Genomic DNA, 25,076 nt, shown 5'->3' with positions numbered 1-25,076 from the left:
ACCATGGGTCAGAAAGGTCCGGTCACGGGAAGTCTCGGTCGCGGCGACGCGGTACCGGGCCACGTCATCCACCTTCCGGTCGCCGTACACACCCTGGACGCCGCCGCCGAACTGGCCGCGCTGCTGGCCGAGTCGCTGGCCTTCCTTCCGGAACTCGACGCCGGCGAGGTCACCGTCTCGGCGGAGGACGCGCAACACGAGCGGCACCGGGTGTTCTGCGACCGGCTGCTCTTCGGTGACGGCCGGTGCGGCGAGCGCGAGGGACATCCGGGACAGTGCGTGGCCGGCGTCCCGGGGACCGTGCCCGGGCCCGAGAGGTCGCTGGCGCACGCCGCCTCCGGCGCCTGGGTCGGCCCGTCGGTCAGCCCCAGGAGTTCCTGACCAGGTCGCCCAGCTCCGCCACGGCGACCCGGTCCTCGGTGGCGAGTACGCCGATCATGCGTTCCGCCTCCGGGATCGTCACGTACCGGCCGAACGAGGCGGACGCCTCCGGGTCCGGCGTCTCCAGCCAGAGTCGCCGCTCCTCCCAGCGCACCTGGACGATGCCGCGGGACCGGCCCCGACAGGACATCCAGGCGTCGGTCCGGACGGGCATCCGGCGCAGCACGTCGACGCTCTCCGAGCGGGTCAGCGGTACGCCCTGGTACTCGTGCCCGGCGGAGTGCTGCCAGGTGACCTCCAACAGACCCGCTCGCCCGGCGGCGCCCGCCTCCCCGCCGGGGCCGGTCCGCTCCGCCGGGGCCGCCCGCTCGCTGGCCTGAGCGGGCCGGCCGGTGCTGGCCGGGTCGGCCCGAAGGCGTCGTACCAGTGCCATCCCGTCCTGCCGGTCCACCCGGATCTCGGGGCGGTCGGCGGCGGCGGACGTCCCCACCAGGACGTCCCAGTCGCGGTGGACGGTGATCGCCGTGCCGCCCAGGCTGATCCGCAGTCGGGTCCCGGTCGGCAGCCAGGGCAGGTACAGGCTGGTCAGCCAGGTGGCGGCGATCGGACCGTCGGTCGGGGCGTACCGCCCGGTCCAGGCGTCGAGCAGTTCGATCTCGACCTCCACGTCGTCGTCCACTGTGGGCGGGACCGCCGCCAGCCGACCGGTACGCCGCCGCCACCAGGTCAGCGGCACGGATATCCGTTGGCCGAGGTCACCGGTCCAGTGGACCGGCAGCCCCTGCTCGCGGAGCGCCGCCGCCACCTCGGCGCCGATCTCGGCCGAGGGCGGCTGCCCGAAGAGCCCGTACGCGACGTGCAGGCTCGCACCGTCGGCGCCGTGCTCCGCGTCCTGCTGGTGGTAGAAGGCGTACCCCCGGGGCGTCTCGCCGTCGGCGACCTCCGCGCCGATTTCGGCCAGTCCACAGTTCTGACAACAGGTGAACGCCTCCCGGGCGACGATCCCGGCCACGTCCAGGGCGCGGAAGGCGAGCGTGAGCCGGTCGGCATCGCTGACCTCGGGCCACTGCGCCTGGGCGGTGGCGTGCGCGGCGAACTCCACCGCGGCCACCTCCCGGGCCAGCGCCTCGACGGTTTCCTCGTCCTCCACGTCGTCGAGGTACTCCACGGCACCGTCGACGATCGCGGCGTACGGCCGCTCGCCGATGGCGACCTGCAGCCGGACGTACGTCTCGACCTGCTCCCGCAGCGTGTCCTGGCCGTTCCCGGATTCCATGGCGGCGAAGGTTAACAGTGCCGGCCGACAGCGACGCCGCGCGCGCCGGAAACCGTCCACCGCCCGCTGGACGACGCCAGCGGGCGGTGGGTGGCACTACGGGCTGTCGCAGCAATCAGTCGTCGTCACCGTCGTCATCGTCGTCGTCCCGGTCGTCGGAACCCTTGTCGTCGTCGGAGTCGTCGTCCTTGTCGTCACGCTCGGTCTTGACGACTTCGCCGGTGGTCGCGTCCACGTCGACCTCGACCTCCCCGCCGTCCTTGACCAGTTCCACACTCCACACCGTCCGGCCGTGCTCCTGCTCCCGCTCGACCTCGTCGAGCTGGCCGCCGCCCGCGCTGGCCAGCGCGATCTCGACGGCCCGCTCGGAGCTGACCGCCGTACCGCCGGTCGCGCCCGGTGAGCCTGTCGGCGAACCCGTCGGCGTACCGCCGGGCGTGCCGGTGGGGCCGCTCGTCGGCGTACCGGACGGACCGGTGCCGGGTGTGCCGGTCGGATCGGTGGTGGCGGCTGTGGTGGCCAACGGCGCCAGCCCGAGCCCCTGCCGTTCGCCCTCCGCCGCGCTGGCACCGATCGCGGTACCGACGACGGCGGCAGCGGCCAGCGCGCCACCGATGCTCAGGATCAGCGTCTTGCGCCGCATCACAGTCCTCCTCGAACCTCGAACACTCTGTTCGGTGTTGTCCTGGGAAGGTTCGCCGGACGGGGGATAGCGGCGCGCTGTGGGAATGCTAAGCCGAGGTAAAGACCGCGATCGTCAGGTCGCCCCGACCCCACGCCTCGGGGTCGGGGCGAGGACCGGCGGCCCGAGCGTGAGCGCGACCCGTGCCCCGCCGTCGCCGCCGGTGGAGAGATCGAGGTGACCCCCGCTGGCCCGGGCGGCCCGGCGGGCGATGTCCAGGCCGAGACCGGTCGACCCGGCGGCGCTCGCCCCCCGCTCCACCAGCGCCGCCGGGTCGACCAGGGTCGACGGCAGTCCGGGGCCGGCGTCGGCGACGGTCAGCAGGGCGCCGCCGGCGGGACCGGGGACCAGCGTCACGGCGAAGTCGACCCCGTCCGGCGTGTGCGCGAAGACGTTGCCGAGCAGGGCGTCCAGCACCGCGGCGAGTTCGTCGGCCGGTAGCCGTACCGGCAGTGGCCGGTCGGCCAGGTCGAGGACGACCTGCCGGCCGGTGTCCTCGGCCAGCACCGACCAGAACGTGACCCGCTCCCGGACCACCGTCGTGGCGTCACAGGCCGGCTCGCCACCGCCCTCGGCGGCGCGCCGCCGGGCCAGCCGGATCAGCCCGGTGACCGCCCGTTCCACCGCGTCGACCTGCTCGGTGACCCGGGCGGCCTCCTGCGGGTCGGTCAGCGACTCGGACTCCAACCGCAACGCCGTCAGCGGCGTACGGAGCCGGTGCGACAGGTCGGCGAGCTGCTCGCGTTCCTCCCGCAGCAGTTCCTGGATCCGGGTGGCCAGATGGTTGAGCGCGGTCGCCACGGCACGCAGCTCCGGCGGGCCGGACGGCCGGGCCCGAGCGGTCAGTTCCGCCCGCGCCAGCCGGTGCGAGACCGCCGCGAGTTCGGTGATCGGGGCGACCAGCGAACGCGCCAGCCGGTCCGCGACGGCGAGACCGAGCAGCAGCAGCGCCAGCCCGAGCCCGGCCAGGACCAGCCAGGACCGGTAGACCCCCGGGGTCAGGTCGCTGTCGGGTACGAAGGTGCGGATCACCGCCGTACCGTCCGGCCGGCCCTGCACGGCGACCAGGATCTCCCGGCCGTCCGGCCGGGCCACGGTGAGACTCTCACCTCGGGCCGCCAGCTCCACCCCGTCGGTACGCGGTGCCCCGGTGCCGAGCGCCGAACCGTCCGGCAGGAAGACGGTGACCGGCCGGTCTGCCGCCGCGCCGACCTGCTCGGCGGCGAGCCGCAGGCCGTCCAGGTCGGTCGTGCCGACCAGCGGAACCAGGCCCTGTACGTCGGCGGTGGCCGCCACCACGGCCCGGTCGGCGGCGACGGTGCGCAGCAGCACGGCGAGCGGGACGAGGAAGGCGACCAGCACCAGGCAGGTGGTGGCGGCGACCAGCAGGGTCAACCGGCGCCTCACGATCCGGCCCCGGGTACGTCGAGCCGGACCCCGACCCCGCGCACGGTGTGCAGGTACCGGGGGCGTTGGGCGGTCTCGCCGAGCTTGCGGCGCAACCAGGACAGGTGTACGTCCACCGTCTTGTCCGCGCCGCCGTACGGCAGCTGCCACACCTCGGTCAGCAGTTCGCGTTTGCTGACCACCCGACCGGCCCGGCTGGCCAGGTGGTGCAGCAGGTCGAACTCCCGGGGGGTCAGTTCGAGCGGGACACCGGAGAGGCTGGCCTGCCGGGCTCCCGGGTCGACCCGCAGCTCGCCGACGGTCAGCGGGGCCGGACCGCTCGCCGGACCGGTACCGCGCCGGAGTACCGCCCGGATCCGGGCGTCGAGCTGGGCGGCCGTGAACGGCTTCACCACGTAGTCGTCGGCGCCCGCGTCCAGCCCTCGGATGATCTCGCTCTCCTCGTCCCGGGCGGTCGCGATGATCACCGGGGTGCTGTTCACCGCGCGCAGCATCCTGAGCAGTTCCAGACCGTCCAGGTCGGGCAGACCCAGATCGAGTACGACGAGGTCGGGCCGGTCGTCGAGCACCCTCTGCAGTCCGGTCATCGCGGTCTGGACAGCCGCGACGGCGTGCCCCCGCTCACGCAGCGCGCGCAGCAGCGGCGTACGGATGGCCGGGTCGTCCTCGATCAGCAGTAGGCGCGCCACACCAGGCACGGTAACCCGACGACGGCCGGTGGACCCCGGATCGGGACAGCGGCGTTAACCTTCCCTTAGGGTCCACCGGCTCCGCTCTTAACGACCGGACGGGCATGATCGGACGATGCGTCGACGTACCGGGTTCGCGGTGGCCGGTTGGCTGCTCGCCGCGTTGGCCGCGACCGGCACCGGGCTGGCGGCCGTACAGGTGATCGGGGCCGGCCTCACCGGGCCGGCGGGTGAGGTGCGCAGCCCGGACGAGGTGGCGCGGGCGCTGGCGGCCAGCTCCGCGTCCGCCGGTCCGGGTCCCGCGACGTCCCCGGGCACTCCGACGTCGCCGGGGGCCACCACCGGCTCCCCGGGTCCGGGTACGCCGGCTCCGGGCGGCACCGGGCACGGTCCACGCCAGCTGCTCTCCACCCCCGGCGGCACCGTGGTGGCCGAGTGCGACGGCCGGACCGTGTGGCTGGCCTCGTGGACGCCGGCCCAGGGCTACCGGGTCGGAGAGGTCGAGCGGGGGCCGGACGACGACGCCGAGGTGACCTTCCACGGCTCGGACCAGCGGATCGAGGTGGAGGTGGAGTGCATCGCCGGCCGGCCCGTGCCGACCTGGAAGAAGAACGACGACTAGACCGGCCGGCCCTCAGACCCCGAGCCTCGCGGTCCGCAGCCGGTCGGTGAGGGCGGGGGGCCCGACCAGTTGCACCCGGGCGACGCGCTGCCGGCCGAACAGGAACATCGTCAGCTCGCCCGGCGCGCCGACCAGTCTGACCTGGTCGCCGCCGGCCCCGACCGACGCCTCGCCGTGGTCGGGCGCCTGGATGAGCAGGGCGGCCGGGAAGCGGCGCAGCACCATCCGGGCCAGCGCGGGTACCCGCCTCCACAGCGCTGCCCGGTGCCCCTCGGAAAGCTCCCGGGGCTGCCAGCCGGGTTGCGCCCGGCGCAGGTCCTCGTGGTGCACGAAGAACTCGGTCAGGTTGGCCAACTCGTCCATCGGCGGCAGGGTCATCGGGCTCCAGCGCGGCGGGCTGCGGAACAGGTCGACCACGCCGGGGTAGGGCTTCGCCGCCGTCGCGGCCTGCACCCGGTCGGTGTGGGTACGGAATGGGCGGAGCAGGATTCCGGCCGCCGCGTCGGGCCGCCGTTCCCGGATCACCAGGTGTGCGACGAGGTCCCGGGCGGCCCAGTCCGGGATGATCGTCGGCGCGTCGGGTCCAAGGGCCAGGAGGAGGTCGGCCAGCGATCGGCGCTCGGATTCCGCGTAGCGGGGCATGTCTTGATCGTAAGTGCTGATGCCGCTGCCGGCGCGCCGCGATTCGGGTAGGTCCGGGCGGCCGGTCCGCTCCGAGCGGCGTACGGCCCTGTGACAGCAGACACAATCAGGTCCGGACCGGTACGACCAGCGCCAATCGGTTCGTCATCACTCGGCCCGATCGGTAAGGATGAGGTTGACGAAGAAGGCTTACGGCGGGGGACAGTGTGGCGGGCAAGACAAGCCGGGACGTGCTCATCAGGGGGATCCGGGTCCTCGGTCACGCCGTTCGCGAGGAGCCCCGGATCTTCTCGGTCGCGGTCGGCGGCAGCGTGCTCTACAGCCTGCTGATCATCGCCAGCGCCTACGTGGTGGGCGCGGTCGTCGGAGACGTGGTGGTGCCGTCGCTGGAGAGCGGCCGGGCCGACACCACGGCGGTGGTGCTGAGCGCCGTCGCACTGCTGGCGGTCAGCCTCGGCCGGGTGCTGGGGATGTTCGGCCGCCGGATCGGCGCGGGCTTCATGCAGTACCGGCTACAGGCCAGTTACCGGCGCCGGATCACCCGCCGCTACCTGGAGCTGCCGCTCTCCTGGCACCACCGGCACGCCACCGGCACCCTGCTGTCCAACGCGAACTCGGACGTCGAGGCGGCCTGGTTCCCGATCGCGCCGCTGCCCTTCGCGGTGGGCACCCTGGTGATGCTGGTCGCGGCGATGGGCTCGCTGCTCGTTACCGACTGGGTGCTCGCCCTGGTCGGGGTCGCGATCTTCCCCGCACTCTTCGCCCTGAACGTCGTCTACTCCCGACGGATGGCGCCCCGACAGGCCCGGGCGCAGCAGATGCGCGCCGAGGTCAGCGCGATCGCCCACGAGAGCTTCGACGGTGCCCTGGTGGTCAAGACGATGGGCCAGGAGGCCCGGGAGACGGCCCGGTTCGCGGCGCAGGCCGGTGAGCTGCGCGATGCGTTGATCTCGGTCGGCCGGCTGCGGGGAGTCTTCGACCCGATGCTGGAGACCCTGCCCAGCCTCGGCACCCTCGCCGTGCTGCTGGTCGGCGCGGTCCGGCTGGGTCAGGGCGCGGTCACCATCACCGAACTCGTCAGCGTCGCCTTCCTCTTCACGGTGCTGGCCTTCCCGGTCCGGGCGATCGGCTGGGTGCTCGCCGAACTGCCGCGCAGCGTCGCCGGCTGGGACCGGTTGCAGGCCGTGCTCACCGCCACCGGCGAGATGCCGTACGGGAACACGACGCTGGACCGGCGGGAGGGCGGCCCCGCCACTCTCGTCTTCGAGCGGGTCGACTTCGGCTACGCCCTGACCGAGCCGGCTCCGGCCACCGCACCCGCCGAGCCGGGGCTGTCGACCGAGCCGGAGGCGGCGGCCCGGCCGGTCGGTGTGCCCGCCCCGGCCGACGAATTCGACTCGACCGGGGCCAGCGTCCCGACCGAACCCGCCCCGGGTGCCGGGGTGACCGCACCGGTCGAGCCGGTGCCGACGGAGTCCGCGCCCGCAGAGCCTGTGCCGGTACTGCACGACGTGTCGTTCACCGTTCCGGCCGGTCGTACGGTGGCACTGGTCGGCCCCACCGGTTCCGGCAAGTCGACGATCGTCTCCCTCGCGGTGCGGCTGGTCGACCCCGACGCCGGGGCCGTGACCCTGGACGGGGTCGACGTCCGGTCGCTGACGGCTGCCTCGCTTGCCGACACCACCGCACTGGTGGCCCAGGTGCCGTTCGTCTTCGACGACACCATCCGGGCCAACATCACCCTGGACCGGGCGGGCATCACCGACGACCACGTGTGGACGGCGCTGCGACTGGCCGAGGCGGACGGGTTCGTGGCGGCTCTGCCGGACGGGCTGGACACCCTGGTCGGGGAGCGCGGCGCGTCCCTGTCCGGCGGCCAGCGGCAGCGGCTCACCCTGGCCCGGGCACTGGCCGGCCGGCCCCGGCTGCTGGTGCTGGACGACGCCACCAGCGCGGTCGACCCGAGGGTGGAGGCGGCGATCCTGGCCGCGCTGCGCGCCCCAGCGACCGCACCGGATACCCCGCCGCCGTCGACCGCGGCCGACCCGACCCCCGGCGATGCCGACACCGCCGCCCTGCCGCCGGGCGCGTCGATCCTGGTGGTGGCGTACCGGCGGGCGACCATCGCGCTGGCCGACGAGGTCGTCTACGTCGAGCACGGCCGGGTGGTCGGCCGGGGCACCCATGCCACGCTGCTGCGCAGCACCCCCGGGTACGCCGCCCTGGTCACCGCGTACGAGCGGGCCGAGGCGGAGCGGGAACGGGAGCGGGCGTACGAGGAACCGCCGCCCGGCACACCGGCGAACCGGCAGGACGAAGAGGTGGACGCGTGAGCGGGACCGACCGGTTCAGGGGCAGCAGTCAGGACGGCGCCGAGCGCAGCGGGGGGACGGCATGACCACGACCGCGAACGAGGCGATCTCGGAACGGACGGAGACGACCTGGCAGACCCTGCGCCGAGGACTGGCGCTCTCCCCGGAGTTGCGTACCGGGCTGGCCGGCACGCTCGGGCTGGCCCTGGTCGCGATGATCGGTCGGGCCGCCGTACCGGTGGCGATCCAGCAGGGCATCGACCGTGGCCTGCGGGCCCCCGGCGGTCCGGACCTGGGCGTGGTCGGGATCGTGGTGGCGGCCACCGCCGCCGTCCTGGTGGTGACCACCGTGTGTGGCTACCTGATGATGCGGCGGTTGTTCACGGTCAGCGAGACGGCGCTGGCCGGGGTACGGATCCGCGCCTTCCGGCACGTGCACGACCTGTCGACGCTGCACCAGCAGGCGGAGCGGCGCGGTTCGCTCGTCTCCCGGGTCACCAGCGACGTCGACCAGATCACCCAGTTCCTCCAGTGGGGCGGGGTGATCCTGTTGATCAACCTCGGTCAGGTGGTGGTCACGACCGTCGTGATGGCGGTCTACTCCTGGCAGCTGACCCTGGTGGTCTTCGCCGCGTTCGTACCCGCCGTGGCGGTGATCCGGGTCTTCCAGAAGCGCCTCGCCACCGCCTACGGCGTGGTCCGGGTACGGCTGGGCGCGATGCTCGCCGCCGTCTCGGAGACCGTGGTCGGCGCGCCGGTGATCCGGGCGTACGGGGTGTCGGGGCGTACCGCCGCCCGGTTGGACGAGACGATCGACGCGCAGCGCCGGGCCCAGCAACGGGCGATCCGGACCAGCGTGATCAGCTTCTCGACCGGGGAGATCGCCGCCGGGCTGGCGCTCGCCGGCGTGGTGGTGCTCGGCGTCAAGCTCGGCGTCGACGGGACCCTGGGAATCGGCGAGCTGACCGCATTCCTGTTCCTGGTCACGATGTTCATCCAGCCGGTCCAGATCGCCACCGAGGTGCTGAACGAGGCGCAGAACGCGGTCGCGGGGTGGCGGCGGGTGCTCGACGTACTGGACATGACGCCGGACGTGGCGGACCCGGGGGAGCGCGGGGTCGACCTGCCGGCCGGGCCGATCGACCTGCGCTTCTCCGAGGTCACCTTCTCCTATCCCGGCGGCCCTCCGGTGCTCGTCGACGTCAACGTGGACATTCCGGCCAAGACCCGGGTCGCGGTGGTGGGCGAGACCGGCAGCGGCAAGACCACCTTCGCGAAGCTGCTCACCCGGCTGATGGATCCGTCCGAGGGGGCGGTCCTGCTCTCCGGGGTGCCGCTGGACCAGGTGCGGTTCGGCTCGCTCCGCTCCCGGGTGGTGATGGTGCCGCAGGACGGCTTCCTGTTCGACTCCAGCGTGGCGGAGAACGTCCGGTTCGGTCGTCCGGAGCTGACCGACGAGGAGTTGGCGACCGCCTTCGTCGAGCTCGGGCTCGGCGACTGGGTGGACGGGCTGCCGGCCGGCCTGGCCACCCCGGTCGGGGAGCGTGGCGAGGCGCTCAGCGTGGGCGAACGGCAGCTGGTCGCGCTCGCCCGGGCGTACGTCGCCGACCCGGACCTGCTGGTGCTGGACGAGGCGACCAGCGCCGTCGACCCGGCGACCGAGGTACGGCTGCAACGCACCCTCGACGCGGTGACCCGGGGCCGGACCACGGTCGCCATCGCGCACCGGCTCTCCACCGCACAGGCCGCCGACGAGGTGATCGTGGTGGACCGGGGCCGGATCGTGCAGCGTGGCCCGCACGAGGAACTGGTCAACGATCCGGAGTCGGTCTACGCCCTGCTCTTCGCGTCCTGGTTGGAGCAGACCCGGTAGGAGTTGGAGCAGACGCGTTCGGTGACCGGAGCGACCTGACGGTGACCGGAGCGAATCCGCTGGGCAGATGGACGGGACTCCGCTGATAAGTTAGCCTCCCCTTACTAAGGGAAGGCTAACTTGTGCTGGAGGTTCCCGTCATGCAGCCCAGCCCCGCGGAGGTGGCCCGTACGCTGGCCGCCGGCCGGCTCGCCGGCACCGCCCAGGTCGCGTACCGACCCGGGCCGCACGAGGTCCGGCACGCCACCGACCCGTCCGGCCGGATCCTCCTGCTCGTCTCGATCGTCAGCGACCTGGCGGCGGCGTTGCGGCCCGAGCCGGGTACCCGGGGCCGGGCGCTGGTGCTCGACGTGCGGGACCTGCCACCGGCCGCCGGGGCACCCGCACTCGGCCGGCTCTGGGTCAGCGGCTGGGCGGAGCCGCTGGACGGCCCCGCCGCCCGCCAGGCGGCCGTCGACTTCGCCGAGGTGGTGCCGACCGGAGACCTGCTCGACGTCGGGCGGCGCTTCACGCTGCACCGCTTCGAGCCGGTGGAGGTCCGGCTCGAACGCGGCGGCACGGTGATCGATGTGGAACCCGCGGAGTACGCCGCGGCCGAGCCCGACCCGCTGCACCCGATCGAACGGGAACTGCTCGCCGACCTCACGGACCACCACGGCAGCGAGGTCGCCGCGTTCATCCGGCGTCAGCTCGGCGGCGTCGTACCGGCGGCGGGTCCGGACGAGCCGCCGCCGCAGGTGGTCCGGCTCGACCGGTACGGCCTGGTGGTGGCGCTCGGTCCGGGTGGCGCCCGGTACCGGGCCCGGCTCGCCTTTCCCCGGCCGATGTCCGGCCAGGCGGAGCTGGCGGAGCTGCTGCATCCGGTGCTCTGCCGGCGTCGACGGCAGACCGACCGGGTCGACCAGGACTGGTCCCCCTCGGTGCTGCCCGACCAGGGCCGCAGCCGGGGCTGACCGCCCGGTCCCGGCCGGCGGCCCGACCCCTACCCGCCGTTCGGCTGCTCCGGCATCCCGGTTCGGTGCGAGGCCGTATCGGTGCGGGGTGAGGCCGGGTCAGGGCGAGGCTGGGTCAGGGCGAGGCTGGGCCGGTGCCGGGCGCAGCCGTATCGGTGCCGGGCGAGGCTGGTTCGGTGAGGCCGGTCAGGTCGCCGGCCAGGTAACGCTGCACGGTCGGCCCGACGGCCGCGACCACCACGTCCGGAGACGCCGAGGCGAGCGGCTCCATCCGCAGGATGTATCGGACCATCACCAGGCCGGCCATCTGGGAGGCGACCAGCGACGAGCGCAGGGGTGCCTGCGCCGGATCGATCTCGAGCAGGCCGGTCGCCCGGCGCAGCACCTGGGTGACCAGGAACTCCCGGAGCAGTTTGGCGGTCCACTCGTTGTTCATCGCCGAGCGGAACAACGCGGCCCCGGCCGTGCCGGCCGGGGAGTCCCAGATCCTCAGGAAGGTCCGGACCAGTCGCTCGCCGACGCCGTCCAGGCCGCCGGCGGCGATCTGCGGCAGTATCTCCTGGGGGTCGAACGGGATGTTGATCGTGGCCACGAAGAGCTGGTCCTTCGTGCCGAAATAGTGGTGGACCAGCGCGGGATCGACACCGGCGCCGGTGGCGATGGCCCGGATCGAGGCGCCGTCGAAGCCGCGCTCGGCGAACACGTCCCGGGCGGCCGTGAGGATCGCCTCCCGGGTGTCGGGGTTGCCCGGGCGCCGCCCACTGCGTCGTGCCATCGCCGTCCTCGTGCTCGTTCCGTCCGGTGCCGGTCGGGCACCCCGACCGGCACCGGTTCGTCAGCCGGTACGCCGCCGCAACGTCGCCGCCGCGAGGATCAGGGCGACGACCACCGCTGCGGCGACCACCACCAGATCGCGCCACATCGTGCCGGTCGGCTCGGTGTGCGCGCCGACCTGTTGCAGCGCCTCGACCGCGTACGACAGCGGCAGCACGTCGCTGACCGCCCCCAACCAGCCGGCCATCTGATCGCGGTCGACGAACAGACCGCAGAGCAGGATCTGCGGGATCACCACGACCGGCATGAACTGTACGGCCTGGAACTCGGTCTGCGCGAAGGCGCTGCAGAGCAACCCGAGCGCGACTCCCAGTACGGCGTTGACCACCGCGATCAGCACCACCAGCCCGCCGTTGCCGGCCGTACCCAGGTCGAACAGCCAGTACGCCACCCCGGCCGCCACGCTCGCCTGCACCGCGGCGGCCAGCCCGAACGCCAGGCCGTACCCGAAGAGCAGGTCGAGCTTGCCCAGCGGGGTGGTCAGCAGCCGTTCCAGCGTCCCGGAGGTGCGCTCGCGGAGCATCGCGATGCTGGTCACCAGGAACATGATGACGAACGGGAAGACACCCAGCATCACCAGCGCGATCCGGTCGAAGGTGCTGGGCTGGCCGGGCGGCGTGGGCTGGTCGGCGAACATGAAGTAGAGCAACGTCAGCAGCAGGGTCGGCACCGCCATCAGCATCGCGATCGTCCGCCGGTCGTGGCGCAGTTGACGCAGGATGCGGCCGGTGGTGGCGGCCAGGATCCGGAGACTCATCGTGCGCCCGTCCCTTCGCTCGTCCGGGTGCTGCTCTCCGGGTTCCCCGTGCTTCCCGCGCTCTCCGTGCTCCCCGTGCTCGCCGTGCTTTCCGTGCTTCCCGCGCTCGCCGTGCTTCCCGCGCTCGCTTTGATCAGGCGCAGGAACGCCTCCTCCAGGTCGTCGGTGCCGGCCGCCGCCCGGACCGCCGTCGGGCTGTCGTCGGCGATCAGCCGGCCCTCCCGGATCAGCAGCAGTCGATCACAGCGGGCCGCCTCGTCCATCACGTGGCTGGAGACCAGCAGGGTGCTGCCCCTGGCCGCCATGCTGTGGAACATGTCCCACAGCTCGGCCCGGAGCACCGGGTCCTGGCCGACCGTCGGCTCGTCCAGGATCAGCAGTTCGGGGCGGCCGACCAGGGCGCAGGCGAGTGAGGCCCGGCTGCGCTGTCCACCGGAGAGGGTGCCGACGAGCTGGGTCGCGGCGGTGCCCAGGCCGACGTCGACAACCGCGCGGTCGGCGTCCGGGGCGCCGAGGCCGTACAGCCGGGCGAAGTAGCGGGCGTTCTCCCGGACCGTGAGGTCGGGGTAGACGCTCGGCGCCTGGGTCAGGTAGCCGAGCCGGTGCCGCAGTGCCGGTGAGCCCGCCGGCTGTCCCAGCACGGTGACCGTGCCGCCGCCGACGATCTGCACCCCGACCACGGCCCGGAGCAGAGTGGTCTTGCCGCTGCCGCTCGGGCCGAGCAGGCCGGTCACGCTGCCGCGCGGAACGACGCAGCTGATCCCGTGCAGGACCCGCCGCTTGCCACGCCGTACGACGAGGTCGTCGACCTCGATCGCGGTCTCCATGGACCCTCCTCCCAGAAACTCAACAACTGTTGAAATCAACGCTAGTTGAAATCTTGGCCGCCGGCAATCGGCCGCCGACTGTCGACTTTCCGGCGGCGAAGACCGGGCGGCGAAGACCGGGCGGCGAAGACCGGGCGGCGAAGACCGGGCGGCGTTGTTTCGACGCGCGCCCCGATCGGGTATGGATCCGGCTGGCCGGACCAGAGCACAACCTGGCAGTGTCGGAACCCGAGACAGTCGAACCATCAGCGCGAGACGTACGGCCGGACGGAGCGAGAGTGATGAGAAAGCGCAGTGTCGGTGCGATCGGACCGGAGGTCTCCGCGATCGGCCTCGGTTGTATGGGGATGAGCATGGCGTACGGGGCCGGGGACGACGCCGAGTCGGTCCGGACCCTGAACCGGGCCCTCGACCTGGGCGTGAACCACCTGGACACCGCCGACATGTACGGACGGGGGCGGAACGAGGAACTGCTCGGCCCGATCGTCCGCAAGCGCCGCGACGAGGTGTTCCTGGCGACGAAGTTCGGCAACCGGTTCACCGGCGACGCCGGCACCACCGCCTCGCCCGGCGCGTACGTCGACAGCACCGCCCAGTGGGCCCGCGAGGCGTGCGACGCCTCGTTGGCCCGGCTCGGCATCGACACCATCGACCTGTACTACCTGCACCGACGCAACCCGGAGACGCCGATCGAGGAGACCGTCGCCGCGCTGGCGGAACTCGTCGTGGACGGCAAGGTGCGGTTCATCGGGCTCTCCGAGGTGAGCCCGGCGACCCTGCGGGCGGCGCACGCCGTACATCCGGTGGCGGCGGTGCAGATGGAGTACTCGCTCTTCACCCGGGATGTCGAGCAGGAGATGCTGGCGACCTGCCGGGACCTCGGAGTGGCGCTGGTGGCGTACTCGCCGGTGGGCCGGGGGCTGCTCACCGGGACGATCAGCAGTCGGGAGCAACTCGGCGCGGACGACTTCCGGTCCGGGGCGCCCCGGTTCGCGCAGGAGAACCTCGACACCAACCTCGACCTGGTGGCCCGGGTCCGCGAGGTCGCCGCCGAGATCGGCTGTACGCCGGCACAGGCGGCGCTGGCCTGGCTACTCGCCCAGGGCGAGGACGTCCTGCCGATCCCCGGCACCAAGCGGGTGCGGTACCTGGAGGAGAACGCGGCCGCCGACGACCTGCGGCTCACCGGCGAGCAGGTGGCCCGACTCTCGGCGGCGGTACCGCCCGGAGCGGCGGCCGGAGAACGATATCCCGAGCGGGCAATGGGATTCTTGGGTAAATAGCGCGCGAAACGCCCAGTCGACGCGTGATCGGGCGTTGCGTCATGATCGCACCTACGGCACGATGGCGCCGTGGGTCACGGTCCGTTACTGCAACTCGGGTTCCTCGACGACTGGACGGATCGGCTGCGCCGAGCGCCGGGCCCGCCCGTCGTCGGCGTACTGCTACGCGGCAGTCATGCCCGGGGCGCCGCCACGGCGTACAGCGATGTGGACATCGATGTCCTGGTCAGCGGTGGGCCGTACGTCGCGTACCCGGCCTATCTGGCCGAGACCGGTGAGCGGCTGACGCACCTCTCGGTCGCCGTCCGGGACGTCCGATCCTGGCTCGCCCGACTCGATCAGCCCGCCGACTGGTCCTTCGGGCTGCCGGTTGTCGCGCCCGCCCGGTTACTCTGGGCAAGCGACGAGTGGCGACAGTCGATCGAGTTGACGGAGATCCGGCAACGTCCGGGCGACCCGGATCTGGAGAACGTCGTCGCCGGCCTCGGCAAGGTCACCGCGGCGTGCGCGGCCGGCGACGAGTTCGGCGCCCGGTTCGCCGCCGCCGAACTGGCCCGACGCTGTCCCTCGATCATCCGGCTGGCGAACCCGTCGGTCACGGTCCCGAGCCGGCGGGCCGCGCTGAGCGCCGCGCTCGACCTGCCGGTCGCGCCCGCCGGCTACCGCGACGACATGGTGAGCTGTCTCGGGCTGCGCACCGACAGCCTGCCCCGACTGCATGCCGCCGCCGGCCGGCTGGTGGCCGGAGCCGTGGCCCTGGCCGGCCCGTACGCCGACGACCTGGCGCCGTTGATCGGCCCGGAACTGACCGCCGCCCTCCGGGACGGCCGGCTGGACCGGTACGTCGCCCAGTTGGCCCGACCGGGCCGGCCCGACGCCGATCCGGGCTCCCCGACGCCCCCACACAGGTCCCCGGCGGCCGATCAGGGGCGCTCGGCGGCCGGTGCGGTGGACCCGGCGGAGGGTCGGGAGGACCACTCGATCCGGGACGGGTGGGCGGCTCCGGCCCCGCGTGCGAAACAATCGGGAACTATGCCCGTACCCGATCTCTCCCCGGCGGCCCGGACGGCCGCGCCCGGACCGGCGGCGGACGGTCCCGCGCGGCCGTCTGCCCTTGATCCGGCGATCGCGGCGCGACTACGCCGCAACCCCGATGGACTCGTCACGGCGGTGGTCCGGGCGTACGACTCCGGCGACGTGCTGATGGTCGCCTGGATGGACGACGAGGCGCTGCACCGCACCCTCAGCACCGGCCGGGCCACCTACTGGTCCCGCAGCCGCCGGGAATACTGGGTCAAGGGCGAGACCTCCGGCCACCACCAGTACGTCCGGGCCGTGGCGCTCGACTGCGACGGGGACGCCCTGCTGGTCAGCGTGGACCAGGTGGGTGCCGCGTGCCACACCGGCAGCCGCACCTGCTTCGCGGACGAGTTGCCGGTCACCGGGACCGGAAACCTGACCGCCGGAACCACGTCATGATCGAGCAGGAGGCGGTGACCGGATGACCACCGGAGCGGTGAGCCCGGACGAGGCGACCTTCCACCGGCTTGCCCGGACCCGACGGGTGGTGCCGGTGATCCGGCGGCTGCTCGCCGACGGCGAGACCCCGGTCGGGGTCTACCGCAAGCTGGCCGGCGGGCCGGGTACGTTCCTGCTGGAATCGGCCGAACAGGGTGCCGGGGCGGCCGGGACCGCCTGGTCCCGGTACTCCTTCGTCGGCGTGCGCAGCAGCGCCACCCTGGTCGAGCGGGGCGGCGAGGCGCACTGGCTGGGCACCCCGCCGGTCGGCCTGCCGACCGGCGGCGACCCGATGCGGGCGCTGCGGGCGACCGTCGCGGAGCTGACCGGTCCGGTCGCGGCCGACGGCCCGGCCGGCTGGGACCCCGGCCAACTTCCGCCGCTGCTCGGCGGGATGGTCGGCTATCTCGGGTACGACGTCGTCCGGCGCTTCGAGCGGCTGCCCTCGCTGACCCAGGACGACCTGCGGCTACCCGAACTGGGCATGATGCTCGCCACCGATCTCGTGGTGCTGGACCACTTCGACGGGTCCGCGATCCTGGTGGCGAACGCCGTCCTGCCCGCACCCGGGGACAGCGGCGGGGACGGGCCGGCGGTCCGGGTCGCACAGGTGACGGCGGCCTACCACCAGGCGGTCGGCCGGCTGGACGCGATGACCACCGCACTGTCCCGGCCGATCCCGCCGATGATCTCCACCATCGACCGGCCGTCCCCGGGAGAGGTGGTCAGCCGCACCCCGGAAGGGGAGTACCCGAAGGCGGTCGAGGCGGCCAAGGAGGCGATCCGGGCCGGGGAGTGCTTCCAGATCGTGGTGTCCCAGCGCTTCGAGCGGGAGACCCGGGCCGATCCGCTGGACGTCTACCGGGTGCTCCGGACCACGAACCCCAGCCCGTACATGTACCTGTTGCGGTTCGACGACTTCGACATCGTCGGCTCGTCTCCCGAGGCGCATCTCAAGGTCACCGCCGGCGAGGACGGGCAGCGGCGGGCGTTGCTGCACCCGATCGCCGGTACCCGTCCCCGGGGCGGCACCCCGGCCGACGACGGCCGACTGGCCGCCGAACTGCTCGGCGACCCCAAGGAGCGGGCCGAGCACGTGATGCTGGTCGACCTCGGCCGCAACGACCTGGGCCGGGTGTGCCGGCCGGGCACGGTCGAGGTGCCGGAGTTCGCCACCATCGAGCGGTACAGCCACGTCATGCACATCGTCTCCACGGTCGTGGGGACGCTCCGTGAGGACCAGAGCGCCTTCGACGCGCTGGCCGCCACCTTCCCGGCCGGAACGCTCTCCGGCGCGCCGAAGGTACGGGCGATGGAGATCATCGAGGAGTTGGAACCGACCCGCCGGGGGCTGTACGGCGGCACGGTCGGCTACTTCGGGTTCGGCGGGGACCTGGACATGGCGATCGCGATCCGGACCGCGCTGATCCGGCGGGGCCGGGCGTACGTGCAGGCCGGTGCCGGCATCGTCGCCGACTCCGACCCGATCGCCGAGGACCAGGAGACGCGGAGCAAGGCGGCTGCCGTACTCGCCGCGATCGCGGCCGCCGAAACCCTGCGGCCGGCTCGGTGAGCGACGCCGGGGAGCCGTCGCCGGCCGGTCGCCGCGTCCTGGCGTACACCGTGCTCGGGTGCCTGCTCGGTGCGGGCCTGGCGGTCTTCGCGGCGACCCGGACCTGGGCGGTCGAGGTGGCCGCCCGACCGGCACCACTGCCGGCCACCCGGACGGTGCACAGCGGTGCCGACCTGCTGCCCTGGCTGCCGGCGCTCGCCCTGGTCGGGCTGGCCGGAGCCGGCGCGGTGCTCGGCACCCGAGGGCTCGGGCGGCGGCTGGTCGGTGGGCTGCTGGCGGCGGTCGGGGCCGGTGTCGCGATCGGCGGGGCGTACGGCGGCTTCGGCACCGACCAGGGCGACATCCGGCTCACCTGGCCGCTGCTCTGTGTGCTCGGTGGCCTGCTGACGATGGTGGCCGGCGGGGTCACCACCGCGCGCGGGGCGGCCTGGCCGGTGATGGGTGCGCGCTACGAGCGGGCGCCACGCCGAAGCGAGCCCGAACCGAACCCGGTGGCCGACGAGAGCCGGCTCGACGGTCGACGGACCAGGGCGGCGTGGGACGCGCTGGACCGGGGTGAGGATCCGACGGTCGGCTGACCACGGCGTGGACGCGCCGGACCGGGGTGCGGACCCGACGGTCAGTTCACCGCGGCGCGGGACGCCTCCGACCCGGACGAGGACCGGACGGTCGGCTGACCGTTCGTCGGCAGGCCGGCCGGCGGCGTCGCGGCGAGCGCGGCCACCAGGGCCCGGATCTCGTCGCGTCGGTGCGCCCGGTCGCGGTCGGCGCAGATCGCCTCCCAGGCGTTGCCCCGGGCGGTCCGGATCCGCGCGTCGCCGACCACCGCCCGCTCCACGCTGTGCACGACGCCGACGGCGACGGACAGTACGGCCCGGGGGATGCTGGTCACGTCGATGGTCGAGGCAGGCTTCACAGCGCTCATGGTCTTCCCCGCACGAAGATCGATCCGACTGGTCCGCGGCTCCCGCGCCCAGTGTGCCCGACATTGATGGTGCCGAGGCGATGTTTCCGACCGGTCACCCGGGGGTCAACGGTTCCGTTCCCGGGTCTGCCGCTCCTGCTGTGCCAACCTCCGGCGGGGGCTCCGGCTTCCTTGACCTGGGTCACACCCGCGTCTGGTTACCGCGCGTTCATCCGGTACCGCCCGCTTGCGGTCGCCATCGAGATTCCGGTGGCGCAGCGTGACATTTCACTCACAAGGTCGGGCATTATGCCCCAGCCCATTTCGTGAAGCACGCCATACCCCCGACGGCGTCCGCCCCATGGCGGCGCCTAGCATCGGCCCATGACACCCGGAGAGGGGAGTCCGTTGGTGACTGCTGAGCATTCGCACGCAGAGGGGGACGACGCCACACCGGCCGCGTCCGCCAACGTGCTCGACGAGATCCTCGCCGGAGTCCGGGAGGACGTCGAGCGTCGACAGCTCCTGGTTCCGCTGGAGCAGATCAAGCAACTCGCGGCGGCGGCGGTACCGCCCCGCGACGCCTACGCGGCCCTACGCCGGCCCGGCGTCGGGGTGATCGCCGAGGTCAAGCGCTCCTCGCCGTCCAAGGGGCAGCTGGCCGAGATCGCCGATCCGGCCGATCTGGCCGGGGACTACGCCGCCGGCGGTGCGCGCTGCATCAGCGTACTGACCGAGGGGCGCTGGTTCGGTGGGTCGCTGGACGACCTGGCGGCGGTCCGTTCGGCGGTGGACATTCCCGTACTCCGCAAGGACTTCGTCGTCTCCAGCTACCAGGTGCACGAGGCCCGGGCGCACGGAGCCGACCTCGTCCTGCTGATCGTCGCCGCGCTGGAACAGAACGTGCTGGTCGGCCTGCTCGAACGGATCGAGTCGCTGGGCATGACCGCGCTGGTCGAGGTGCACGACGAGGAGGAGGCGGACCGGGCACTGGAGGCCGGCGCCCGGGTGATCGGGGTGAACGCCCGCAACCTGCGCACCCTCGAGGTCGACCGGTCGGTCTTCGAACGGATCGCACCCGGCCTGCCGAACAGCGTCGTCAAGATCGCCGAGTCCGGCGTACGCGGTCCGCACGACCTGATCAGGTACGCCTCGGCCGGTGCCGACGCGGTACTGGTCGGCGAGGGCCTGGTGACCCAGAAGAGTCCGCGCGAGGCGGTGGCCGAGTTGGTCAACGCCGGCAACCACCCCGCCACCCCCCGCCCCGTCCGATGAGCGCGAGGAGTGAGCCGGGGTTGCGAGCCCCGCAGTCGCGAGTTAGAGGTAGATCAGCATGAGCGCGAGGAGTGAGCCGGGGTTGCGAGCCCCGCAGTCGCGAATCAGAGGCAGGTCAGCATGAGCGCCCCCACGTTGCCGGCGAACGCCGGCTCGTCGCCCGACAGCGCCGGCCACTACGGCCGGTACGGCGGACGGTTCGTCCCCGAGGCGCTGGTGGCCGCGCTCGACGAGCTCGACCTGGCGTACCGGACGGCGTTGACCGACGAGTCGTTCCAGGCCGAGTTCGGCACGATGCTGCGCGAGTACGCGAACATCCCGTCCCTGCTCTACCGGGCGGAGCGGCTCTCCGCCGAGGTCGGCGCGCGGATCCTGCTCAAGCGGGAGGACCTGAACCACACCGGGGCACACAAGATCCGGAACGTGCTCGGTCAGGCCCTGCTCACCAAGCGGATGGGCAAGCCCCGGGTGATCGCCGAGACCGGTGCGGGCCAGCACGGGGTGGCGACCGCGACCGCGGCCGCGTACCTCGATCTGGAGTGCGTGGTCTACATGGGTGAGGTGGACACCCAGCGGCAGGCCCTCAACGTGGCCCGGATGCGGATGCTCGGTGCCACGGTGGTGCCGGTGACGTCCGGTTCACGCACGCTCAAGGACGCGATGAACGAGGCGATGCGGGACTGGGTCGCCAACGTCGACCGGACCCACTACATCATCGGCAGCACCGCCGGCCCACATCCGTTCCCCGCGATGGTCCGCGACTTCGTCCGGGGCATCGGGGTCGAGGCGCGCCAGCAGTCCCTGGACCTCGACGGCAAACTGCCGGACGCGGTCGCGGCGTGTGTCGGCGGCGGCTCCAACGCGCTCGGCATCTTCCACGCGTTCGTTCCGGACGACGACGTCCGGCTGTACGGCTTCGAGGCCGGCGGCGACGGGGTCGAGACCGGGCGGCACGCGGCCAGCATCACCGGCGGTTCGTCCGGGGTACTGCACGGCGCCCGTACCTACGTTTTGCAGGACGAGGACGGGCAGACCCGGGAGTCGCACTCGATCTCGGCCGGGCTGGACTACCCCGGGGTCGGCCCCGAGCACGCCTGGCTGCACGACATCGGTCGGGCCCGGTACGCGCCGGTGACCGATGCCGAGGCGATGAGCGCGTTCCAGCTGCTCTGCCGGACCGAGGGGATCATCCCGGCGATCGAGAGCGCGCACGCGCTGGCCGGGACACTGAAGATCATCCCGGCCCTGACCGCGGAGCTGGGCCGGAAGCCCACCATCCTGGTCAACCTGTCCGGGCGGGGCGACAAGGACGTACACACCGCCGGCGAGTACTTCGGCATCCTCGACGGGGAGCAGGCGTGAGCAGCGGCGTAGATCAGTCCGTCGCGGCGCCCGGCCCGGGCGGGGCGGCCGAGCGCAGCATCGCGGTCGCGTTCGAGAAGGCGCGCGCCGAGGGGCGGGCGGTGCTGATCGGCTGCATGCCGGCCGGGTTCCCGACCGTCGAGGGCAGCATCGCCGCGATGACCGCCATGGTCTCGGCCGGGGTCGACGTGATCGAGGTGGAGATTCCGTACTCCGATCCGGTGATGGACGGGCCGGTCATCCAGCGGGCCAGCGACATCGCGCTCGCCGGAGGCGTACGCACCGCCGACACGTTGCGGATCATCGAGGCGGTCGCCGGGACCGGGGCGCCGGTGGTCACGATGACCTACTGGAACCCGATCGAGCGGTACGGCGTCGACGCGTTCGCCCGCGACCTCTCCGCCGCCGGTGGCACCGGCCTGATCACGCCGGACCTGATCCCGGAGGAGGCCGGCGAGTGGCTCGCCGCCTCCGAGGCGTACGGCCTGGACCGGACATTCCTGGTGGCGCCCTCGTCCACCGACGAGCGGCTCGCGATGACGGTCGGGCACTGCCGGGGCTTCGTCTACGCGACCGCGCTGATGGGGGTCACCGGGGCGCGCGAGCGCACCTCGGACGCGGCACCGACCCTGGTCTCCCGGGTCCGGGCGGTAACCGGGCTGCCCGTCGGGGTGGGTCTCGGCGTGGGCAACGGTGTGCAGGCGGCCGAGGTCGGCCGGTACGCCGACGGGGTGATCGTCGGCAGCGCGCTGATCCGGTGCCTGCTGGACACGCCCGACGAGGCGACCGGGCTGGCCGCGCTGCGTACCCTCAGCGCCGAACTCGCCGAGGGTGTTCGCGCCGTCCAGCGCTGAACCGGCCGACCGGGGCCGGGGGTACCCTGCGCCGACAGTCCGCCGGCCGGGTCGACCGTGCCGCCGGCCGTACCTGTCCGGCGACGTCGTCGATCCCGACGTGGTCGAAGGTGCCGGTCGGGCGGGGATCTGAGGCGTCGGCCCGGACTGGTCGGGTACAACCGACACCTGCGGTTAAACCGGGTGTAACCCACCAAACCAGGATGCGATCGCTCGCGGTTGCCAACCGGACCGGGGTGCCGCTGGGACGGGTTGCGACGGTAGCCTGTGCACCCGTGACCCTCGCCTCGCTATCTCCCCAGGCGGCCCTGCCCAGTCCCGCCACTGCCGTATGGCAGGTCGGACCGGTGCCCATCCGGGCCTACGCGCTCTGCATCGTGCTCGGCATCGTGGTCGCCTGCGTGGTGACCGAGCTTCGGATGCGCCGCCGTGGCGTCGCGCCGTGGGCGGTGCTGGACATCGCGGTCTGGGCGGTGCCGTTCGGCATCGTCGGTGCCCGGATCTACCACGTGATCACCTCACCCGGGGACTACTTCGGTGACGGTGGCGAGCCGATCAAGGCGCTCTACATCTGGGAGGGCGGCCTGGGCATCTGGGGAGCCGTCGCCGGTGGCGCCGTGGGAGCCTGGCTGGCCGCCCGGCAGCTCGGCATTCCGCTGACCGTGGTGGCCGACGCCCTCGCGCCCGGGCTGCCGCTCGCCCAGGCCGTCGGGCGGGTGGGCAACTGGTTCAACAACGAACTCTTCGGCGGGCCGACCACCCTGCCGTGGGGCCTGGAGATCCACCGGATGGACGGCACCAACCCCGGGCACGCGCTCCGCGACGACAGCGGAAACCCGGTTCTCGAGCCGGGGCTCTTCCATCCCACCTTCCTCTACGAGGCGATCTGGAACATCGGGGTCGCCGGCTTCGTCCTGCTTCTCGACCGCCGGCTCAAGCTCGGCCGTGGGCGCGCGTTCGCGCTCTACGTCATGGGCTACACCGCCGGACGGTTCTGGATCGAGATGATGCGTACCGACAAGGCGACCGAGATCCTCGGCGCACGACTCAACGTCTGGACCGCGGTACTGGTCTTCCTCGGCGCGTTGATCTACTTCGTACGGGTCCGTGGACCGCAGGAGTACCTCATCCCGCTCGACGGTGCCGCCGCCGTACCGGTCACCTCGGGCGCTCCCGCCGCGAGCGACGTGTCCCAGGTCGACGTGTCCCAGGTCGACGTGTCGCGTGCGCCGGGCGCCATCGGCATACCGACGGCCTACCGGGTGGTCACCGAGGAACAGTTCGGCCGGTACCAGGAAACCGGCGAGATACCGCCGGAGGAGCCGACGGAGCGGGCGTCGTCCGACGACTCCGGCGATCCGGACGACGACGAGGCGGCCTCCGACGACGACGCGGAGCAGCTGGCCCCCGTCGGCCGCGTCGACGAGACGGCCGCCACCGACGCTGTCCCCGAGGCGGCCACCGCGGACAACACCGCCAGGACGGCCACCGCGGACAACGCCGCCAGGACGGCCACCGCGGACAACGCCGCCAAGACGGCCACCGCCGGTGGCGCTGCCAGGACGGCCACCGCCGAGAGCGCGGTCCAACCGGCCTCCGCCGGTGACCCGGGCAAGACGGCCACCGCCGACGGTGTCGACAAGACGGCCACCGACGACGGTACGGTGACCGCAGCGGGTCGCAACGGCGACGGCGAGCCGGCCGATGCCGGGGCCGCGCCGGGGAACGCCGACCGGGACCGTTGAGCAGGGGAGCCGGACCGATGCGTACGGCCGTGGTGGTGGGCGCCGGGATCGGTGGGCTGGCGACGGCCGGCGCACTGGCCCGGTCCGGTTGGCAGGTGACGCTGCTCGAACGTGGTGACCGGGTCCGCGCCGAGCGCACCGCACTGGTGCTCTGGCCCAACGGGCTGCGGGCGCTGCGCGCGCTCGGCCTCGGCGAGGGCCTGGCGGCGATCGCGACCCCGTTGCCCGACGTGGGCGTCCGGCGCCCCGACGGGCACTGGCTGGTGCAGCCCCGTCCCGTGCCGAGCGACCGCGCTCCGGTCGTCGTACACCGGGAGGACCTGCACGACGCGCTGGTCGCCGGGCTCGGCGACCGGGTGGAGATCCGGACCGGGGTCGAGGTGCGGACCGTGCGGGCGACCGACGGCGAACGGCCGAGCGTCGGCGACGGGCGGAGCAGTTACGAGGCCGACCTGGTGGTCGCGGCGGACGGCATCGACAGCGCCGTACGTCGCCGGCTGGCTCCCGGTGCCACCGTGGTCAGCTCCGGCTGTGCCGCCTGGCGGGCGGTCATCCCGTGGTACCGCGCTCCTCAGCTTCCGGTCGACCGGCCGGTCGACGGGGAGACGCTCGGCGCCGGCTATCGATTCGTCGCGGCGTCGCTGGGTGACCGTGGCTCGTCCGGCGGCTCCACCCGGGGCGGGATCTACTGGGTGGCGACCGCGGCCGGCGCGTCCCGGCCGGAGTCGCCCGCGACCCAGCTCACCCTGCTCCGGCGCTGGTTCGCCGACTGGCCGGCGCCGATCGGTGACCTGCTCGCCGCGACGGAGCCGGAGGACCTGGTCCAGCAGGAGGTACGCGAACTGCGCCCGCTGCCCAAGTCGTACGGCTTCCCGGCCGGTGCGGGTGGGGTTGTACTGCTCGGCGACTCCGCGCACGCGATGCCGCACCACCTCGGCCAGGGTGCCTGCCTGGCGCTGGAGGACGCCGCGACGTTGCGTTCGGTGGTTCGCGAGGCGGTACCCGGCGCACCGCTGCGCGAGGCGGTTGAGTCGTACAGCCGGTTGCGCCGTCCCCGGGCCGTGACGGTGGTCCGGCAGACCCGGCGGATGTCGGCGGTGCTGCAGACCCGGGGCCGGCTGGCGCTACGAGCTCGTGACGCGGCCCTCGGCACCATCACGCCCCGCCTGATGGGCAGCGCGGCGACCGCAGCCGCCCAGTGGCGGCCGCCGGCCTGACCATCCGGCGATCTTCGACTGCCGGGTCGTCCGCAGCCGGTCGATCAGGTGGTATCCGAATCGAAGGGGGCCGCTGCCCAAGCGGGTCGC

At 73.1% G+C, this 25,076-nt stretch carries 20 protein-coding genes and 5 pseudogenes; 16 read left to right on the top strand and 9 right to left on the bottom strand.

From position 1 onward, the window contains the following. Nucleotides 1-3 precede the first annotated feature (3 nt). Entirely contained in the window at nt 4-381 is a 378-nt protein-coding gene (locus H4W31_RS39465) for a hypothetical protein (RefSeq protein WP_225945920.1), read from the top strand. Here the strand turns inward: H4W31_RS39465 and H4W31_RS39460 are convergent. From H4W31_RS39460 to H4W31_RS39445, 4 genes are all read right to left on the bottom strand, one after another. After that, nucleotides 362-1,657 (bottom strand): DUF6891 domain-containing protein, encoded by a 1,296-nt coding sequence (locus H4W31_RS39460; RefSeq protein ID WP_192771245.1) that lies wholly within the window; start codon nt 1,655-1,657, stop codon nt 362-364. The genes H4W31_RS39465 and H4W31_RS39460 overlap by 20 nt on opposite strands. A gap of 115 nt (nt 1,658-1,772) precedes the next feature. After that, nucleotides 1,773-2,300, bottom strand: coding sequence for a PepSY domain-containing protein (locus tag H4W31_RS39455; protein WP_192771244.1), 528 nt, complete (start codon nt 2,298-2,300; stop codon nt 1,773-1,775). Between the two features lie 114 nt (nt 2,301-2,414). Then, entirely contained in the window at nt 2,415-3,746 is a 1,332-nt protein-coding gene (locus H4W31_RS39450) for a sensor histidine kinase (RefSeq protein WP_192771243.1), read from the bottom strand. Beyond that, nucleotides 3,743-4,435: a response regulator transcription factor gene (locus H4W31_RS39445; protein ID WP_192771242.1), complete on the bottom strand. Its 693-nt coding sequence runs from the start codon at nt 4,433-4,435 to the stop codon at nt 3,743-3,745. Before H4W31_RS39445 ends, H4W31_RS39450 begins: the two co-directional genes overlap by 4 nt. Nucleotides 4,436-4,550: 115 nt before the next feature. Here H4W31_RS39445 and H4W31_RS39440 point away from each other — a divergent pair, with 115 nt between their 5' ends. Then, a complete protein-coding gene (locus H4W31_RS39440; RefSeq protein WP_192771241.1) occupies nt 4,551-5,057 on the top strand; it encodes a septum formation initiator in 507 nt (168 codons plus the stop codon). 12 nt (nt 5,058-5,069) lie between these two features. On the opposite strand, the gene H4W31_RS39435 is transcribed toward H4W31_RS39440, so the two are convergent. After that, entirely contained in the window at nt 5,070-5,699 is a 630-nt protein-coding gene (locus H4W31_RS39435; protein WP_192771240.1) for a TIGR03085 family metal-binding protein, read from the bottom strand. 206 nt (nt 5,700-5,905) lie between these two features. Between H4W31_RS39435 and H4W31_RS44970 the strand changes: the two are divergent. From H4W31_RS44970 to H4W31_RS39420, 4 genes and pseudogenes are all read left to right on the top strand, one after another. After that, nucleotides 5,906-7,021 (top strand): annotated as a pseudogene (locus H4W31_RS44970) (ABC transporter transmembrane domain-containing protein); the annotation flags it as partial. A 171-nt stretch (nt 7,022-7,192) separates the two neighbouring features. After that, nucleotides 7,193-8,032 (top strand): annotated as a pseudogene (locus tag H4W31_RS44965) (ABC transporter ATP-binding protein); the annotation flags it as partial. Nucleotides 8,033-8,093: 61 nt separating this feature from the next. Further along, nucleotides 8,094-9,884, top strand: coding sequence for an ABC transporter ATP-binding protein (locus H4W31_RS39425; RefSeq protein WP_192771238.1), 1,791 nt, complete (start codon nt 8,094-8,096; stop codon nt 9,882-9,884). 140 nt (nt 9,885-10,024) lie between these two features. Then, nucleotides 10,025-10,837, top strand: a complete 813-nt coding sequence (locus tag H4W31_RS39420) for a DUF2470 domain-containing protein (protein WP_225945919.1) — start codon at nt 10,025-10,027, stop codon at nt 10,835-10,837. Between the two features lie 115 nt (nt 10,838-10,952). On the opposite strand, the gene H4W31_RS39415 is transcribed toward H4W31_RS39420, so the two are convergent. The 3 genes and pseudogenes from H4W31_RS39415 to H4W31_RS39405 all read right to left on the bottom strand — a co-directional run. Continuing rightward, a complete protein-coding gene (locus H4W31_RS39415) occupies nt 10,953-11,612 on the bottom strand; it encodes a TetR/AcrR family transcriptional regulator (RefSeq protein ID WP_192771237.1) in 660 nt (219 codons plus the stop codon). A 60-nt stretch (nt 11,613-11,672) separates the two neighbouring features. Further along, the gene (locus H4W31_RS39410; RefSeq protein ID WP_192771236.1) at nt 11,673-12,428 is read right to left on the bottom strand and encodes an ABC transporter permease; all 756 of its coding nucleotides are present in this window, start codon (nt 12,426-12,428) and stop codon (nt 11,673-11,675) included. A 92-nt stretch (nt 12,429-12,520) separates the two neighbouring features. Continuing rightward, nucleotides 12,521-13,255, bottom strand: a pseudogene (locus tag H4W31_RS39405) (ABC transporter ATP-binding protein); the annotation flags it as partial. 281 nt (nt 13,256-13,536) lie between these two features. Here H4W31_RS39405 and H4W31_RS39400 point away from each other — a divergent pair. The 5 genes and pseudogenes from H4W31_RS39400 (at nt 13,537) to H4W31_RS39385 (ending at nt 18,207) form a co-directional block, all read left to right on the top strand. Then, complete coding sequence (locus tag H4W31_RS39400; RefSeq protein WP_192771234.1) at nt 13,537-14,538, top strand: aldo/keto reductase; 1,002 nt, start codon at nt 13,537-13,539, stop codon at nt 14,536-14,538. Nucleotides 14,539-14,607: 69 nt separating this feature from the next. Continuing rightward, nucleotides 14,608-15,285 (top strand): annotated as a pseudogene (locus tag H4W31_RS44620) (nucleotidyltransferase domain-containing protein); the annotation flags it as partial. A gap of 285 nt (nt 15,286-15,570) precedes the next feature. Beyond that, nucleotides 15,571-16,017, top strand: coding sequence for a phosphoribosyl-AMP cyclohydrolase (gene hisI / locus H4W31_RS43510; RefSeq protein ID WP_225947686.1), 447 nt, complete (start codon nt 15,571-15,573; stop codon nt 16,015-16,017). Between the two features lie 22 nt (nt 16,018-16,039). Beyond that, the gene (locus H4W31_RS39390; RefSeq protein ID WP_192771232.1) at nt 16,040-17,629 is read left to right on the top strand and encodes an anthranilate synthase component I; all 1,590 of its coding nucleotides are present in this window, start codon (nt 16,040-16,042) and stop codon (nt 17,627-17,629) included. Beyond that, complete coding sequence (locus H4W31_RS39385; protein WP_192771231.1) at nt 17,626-18,207, top strand: Trp biosynthesis-associated membrane protein; 582 nt, start codon at nt 17,626-17,628, stop codon at nt 18,205-18,207. The genes H4W31_RS39390 and H4W31_RS39385 overlap by 4 nt, the downstream gene beginning before the upstream one ends. A 41-nt stretch (nt 18,208-18,248) precedes the next feature. Here H4W31_RS39385 and H4W31_RS39380 read toward each other — a convergent pair whose 3' ends face one another. Beyond that, on the bottom strand, nt 18,249-18,554 hold the full coding sequence (locus H4W31_RS39380; protein WP_192771230.1) for a hypothetical protein: 306 nt from the start codon (nt 18,552-18,554) through the stop codon (nt 18,249-18,251). Between the two features lie 450 nt (nt 18,555-19,004). On the opposite strand from H4W31_RS39380, the gene trpC reads away from it, so the two are divergent. From trpC to H4W31_RS39355, 5 genes and pseudogenes are all read left to right on the top strand, one after another. Continuing rightward, complete coding sequence (gene trpC / locus H4W31_RS39375) at nt 19,005-19,808, top strand: indole-3-glycerol phosphate synthase TrpC (RefSeq protein ID WP_192772751.1); 804 nt, start codon at nt 19,005-19,007, stop codon at nt 19,806-19,808. Nucleotides 19,809-19,928: 120 nt separating this feature from the next. After that, nucleotides 19,929-21,170 (top strand): tryptophan synthase subunit beta, encoded by a 1,242-nt coding sequence (gene trpB, locus H4W31_RS39370; RefSeq protein ID WP_192771229.1) that lies wholly within the window; start codon nt 19,929-19,931, stop codon nt 21,168-21,170. A 59-nt stretch (nt 21,171-21,229) separates the two neighbouring features. Beyond that, nucleotides 21,230-22,024 (top strand): tryptophan synthase subunit alpha, encoded by a 795-nt coding sequence (trpA, locus tag H4W31_RS39365; protein WP_192772750.1) that lies wholly within the window; start codon nt 21,230-21,232, stop codon nt 22,022-22,024. A gap of 275 nt (nt 22,025-22,299) precedes the next feature. Beyond that, nucleotides 22,300-23,523 (top strand): annotated as a pseudogene (lgt, locus tag H4W31_RS39360) (prolipoprotein diacylglyceryl transferase); the annotation flags it as partial. 263 nt (nt 23,524-23,786) lie between these two features. Beyond that, nucleotides 23,787-24,986: an FAD-dependent oxidoreductase gene (locus H4W31_RS39355; protein WP_192771227.1), complete on the top strand. Its 1,200-nt coding sequence runs from the start codon at nt 23,787-23,789 to the stop codon at nt 24,984-24,986. The last annotated feature ends 90 nt before the right edge of the window (nt 24,987-25,076 follow it).

This window comes from Plantactinospora soyae, assembly GCF_014874095.1.
GTDB classification, from domain to species: domain Bacteria; phylum Actinomycetota; class Actinomycetes; order Mycobacteriales; family Micromonosporaceae; genus Plantactinospora; species Plantactinospora soyae.
Note: the sequence above shows the minus strand (reverse complement) of the source record. Positions and strands in the feature narration are given on the sequence as shown.

Bases quoted from the DNA above. Each gene is read 5' to 3' on its own strand.
- H4W31_RS39465 (WP_225945920.1), top strand. From the start codon at position 4: ATGGGTCAGAAAGGTCCGGTCACGGGAAGTCTCGGTCGCGGCGACGCG.
- H4W31_RS39460 (WP_192771245.1), bottom strand. From the start codon at position 1,657: ATGGAATCCGGGAACGGCCAGGACACGCTGCGGGAGCAGGTCGAGACG.
- H4W31_RS39455 (WP_192771244.1), bottom strand. From the start codon at position 2,300: ATGCGGCGCAAGACGCTGATCCTGAGCATCGGTGGCGCGCTGGCCGCT.
- H4W31_RS39440 (WP_192771241.1), top strand. From the start codon at position 4,551: ATGCGTCGACGTACCGGGTTCGCGGTGGCCGGTTGGCTGCTCGCCGCG.
- H4W31_RS39435 (WP_192771240.1), bottom strand. From the start codon at position 5,699: ATGCCCCGCTACGCGGAATCCGAGCGCCGATCGCTGGCCGACCTCCTC.
- H4W31_RS39425 (WP_192771238.1), top strand. From the start codon at position 8,094: ATGACCACGACCGCGAACGAGGCGATCTCGGAACGGACGGAGACGACC.
- H4W31_RS39420 (WP_225945919.1), top strand. From the start codon at position 10,025: ATGCAGCCCAGCCCCGCGGAGGTGGCCCGTACGCTGGCCGCCGGCCGG.
- H4W31_RS39415 (WP_192771237.1), bottom strand. From the start codon at position 11,612: ATGGCACGACGCAGTGGGCGGCGCCCGGGCAACCCCGACACCCGGGAG.
- H4W31_RS39410 (WP_192771236.1), bottom strand. From the start codon at position 12,428: ATGAGTCTCCGGATCCTGGCCGCCACCACCGGCCGCATCCTGCGTCAA.
- H4W31_RS39400 (WP_192771234.1), top strand. From the start codon at position 13,537: ATGAGAAAGCGCAGTGTCGGTGCGATCGGACCGGAGGTCTCCGCGATC.
- hisI (WP_225947686.1), top strand. From the start codon at position 15,571: ATGCCCGTACCCGATCTCTCCCCGGCGGCCCGGACGGCCGCGCCCGGA.
- H4W31_RS39390 (WP_192771232.1), top strand. From the start codon at position 16,040: ATGACCACCGGAGCGGTGAGCCCGGACGAGGCGACCTTCCACCGGCTT.
- H4W31_RS39380 (WP_192771230.1), bottom strand. From the start codon at position 18,554: ATGAGCGCTGTGAAGCCTGCCTCGACCATCGACGTGACCAGCATCCCC.
- trpB (WP_192771229.1), top strand. From the start codon at position 19,929: ATGAGCGCCCCCACGTTGCCGGCGAACGCCGGCTCGTCGCCCGACAGC.
- H4W31_RS39355 (WP_192771227.1), top strand. From the start codon at position 23,787: ATGCGTACGGCCGTGGTGGTGGGCGCCGGGATCGGTGGGCTGGCGACG.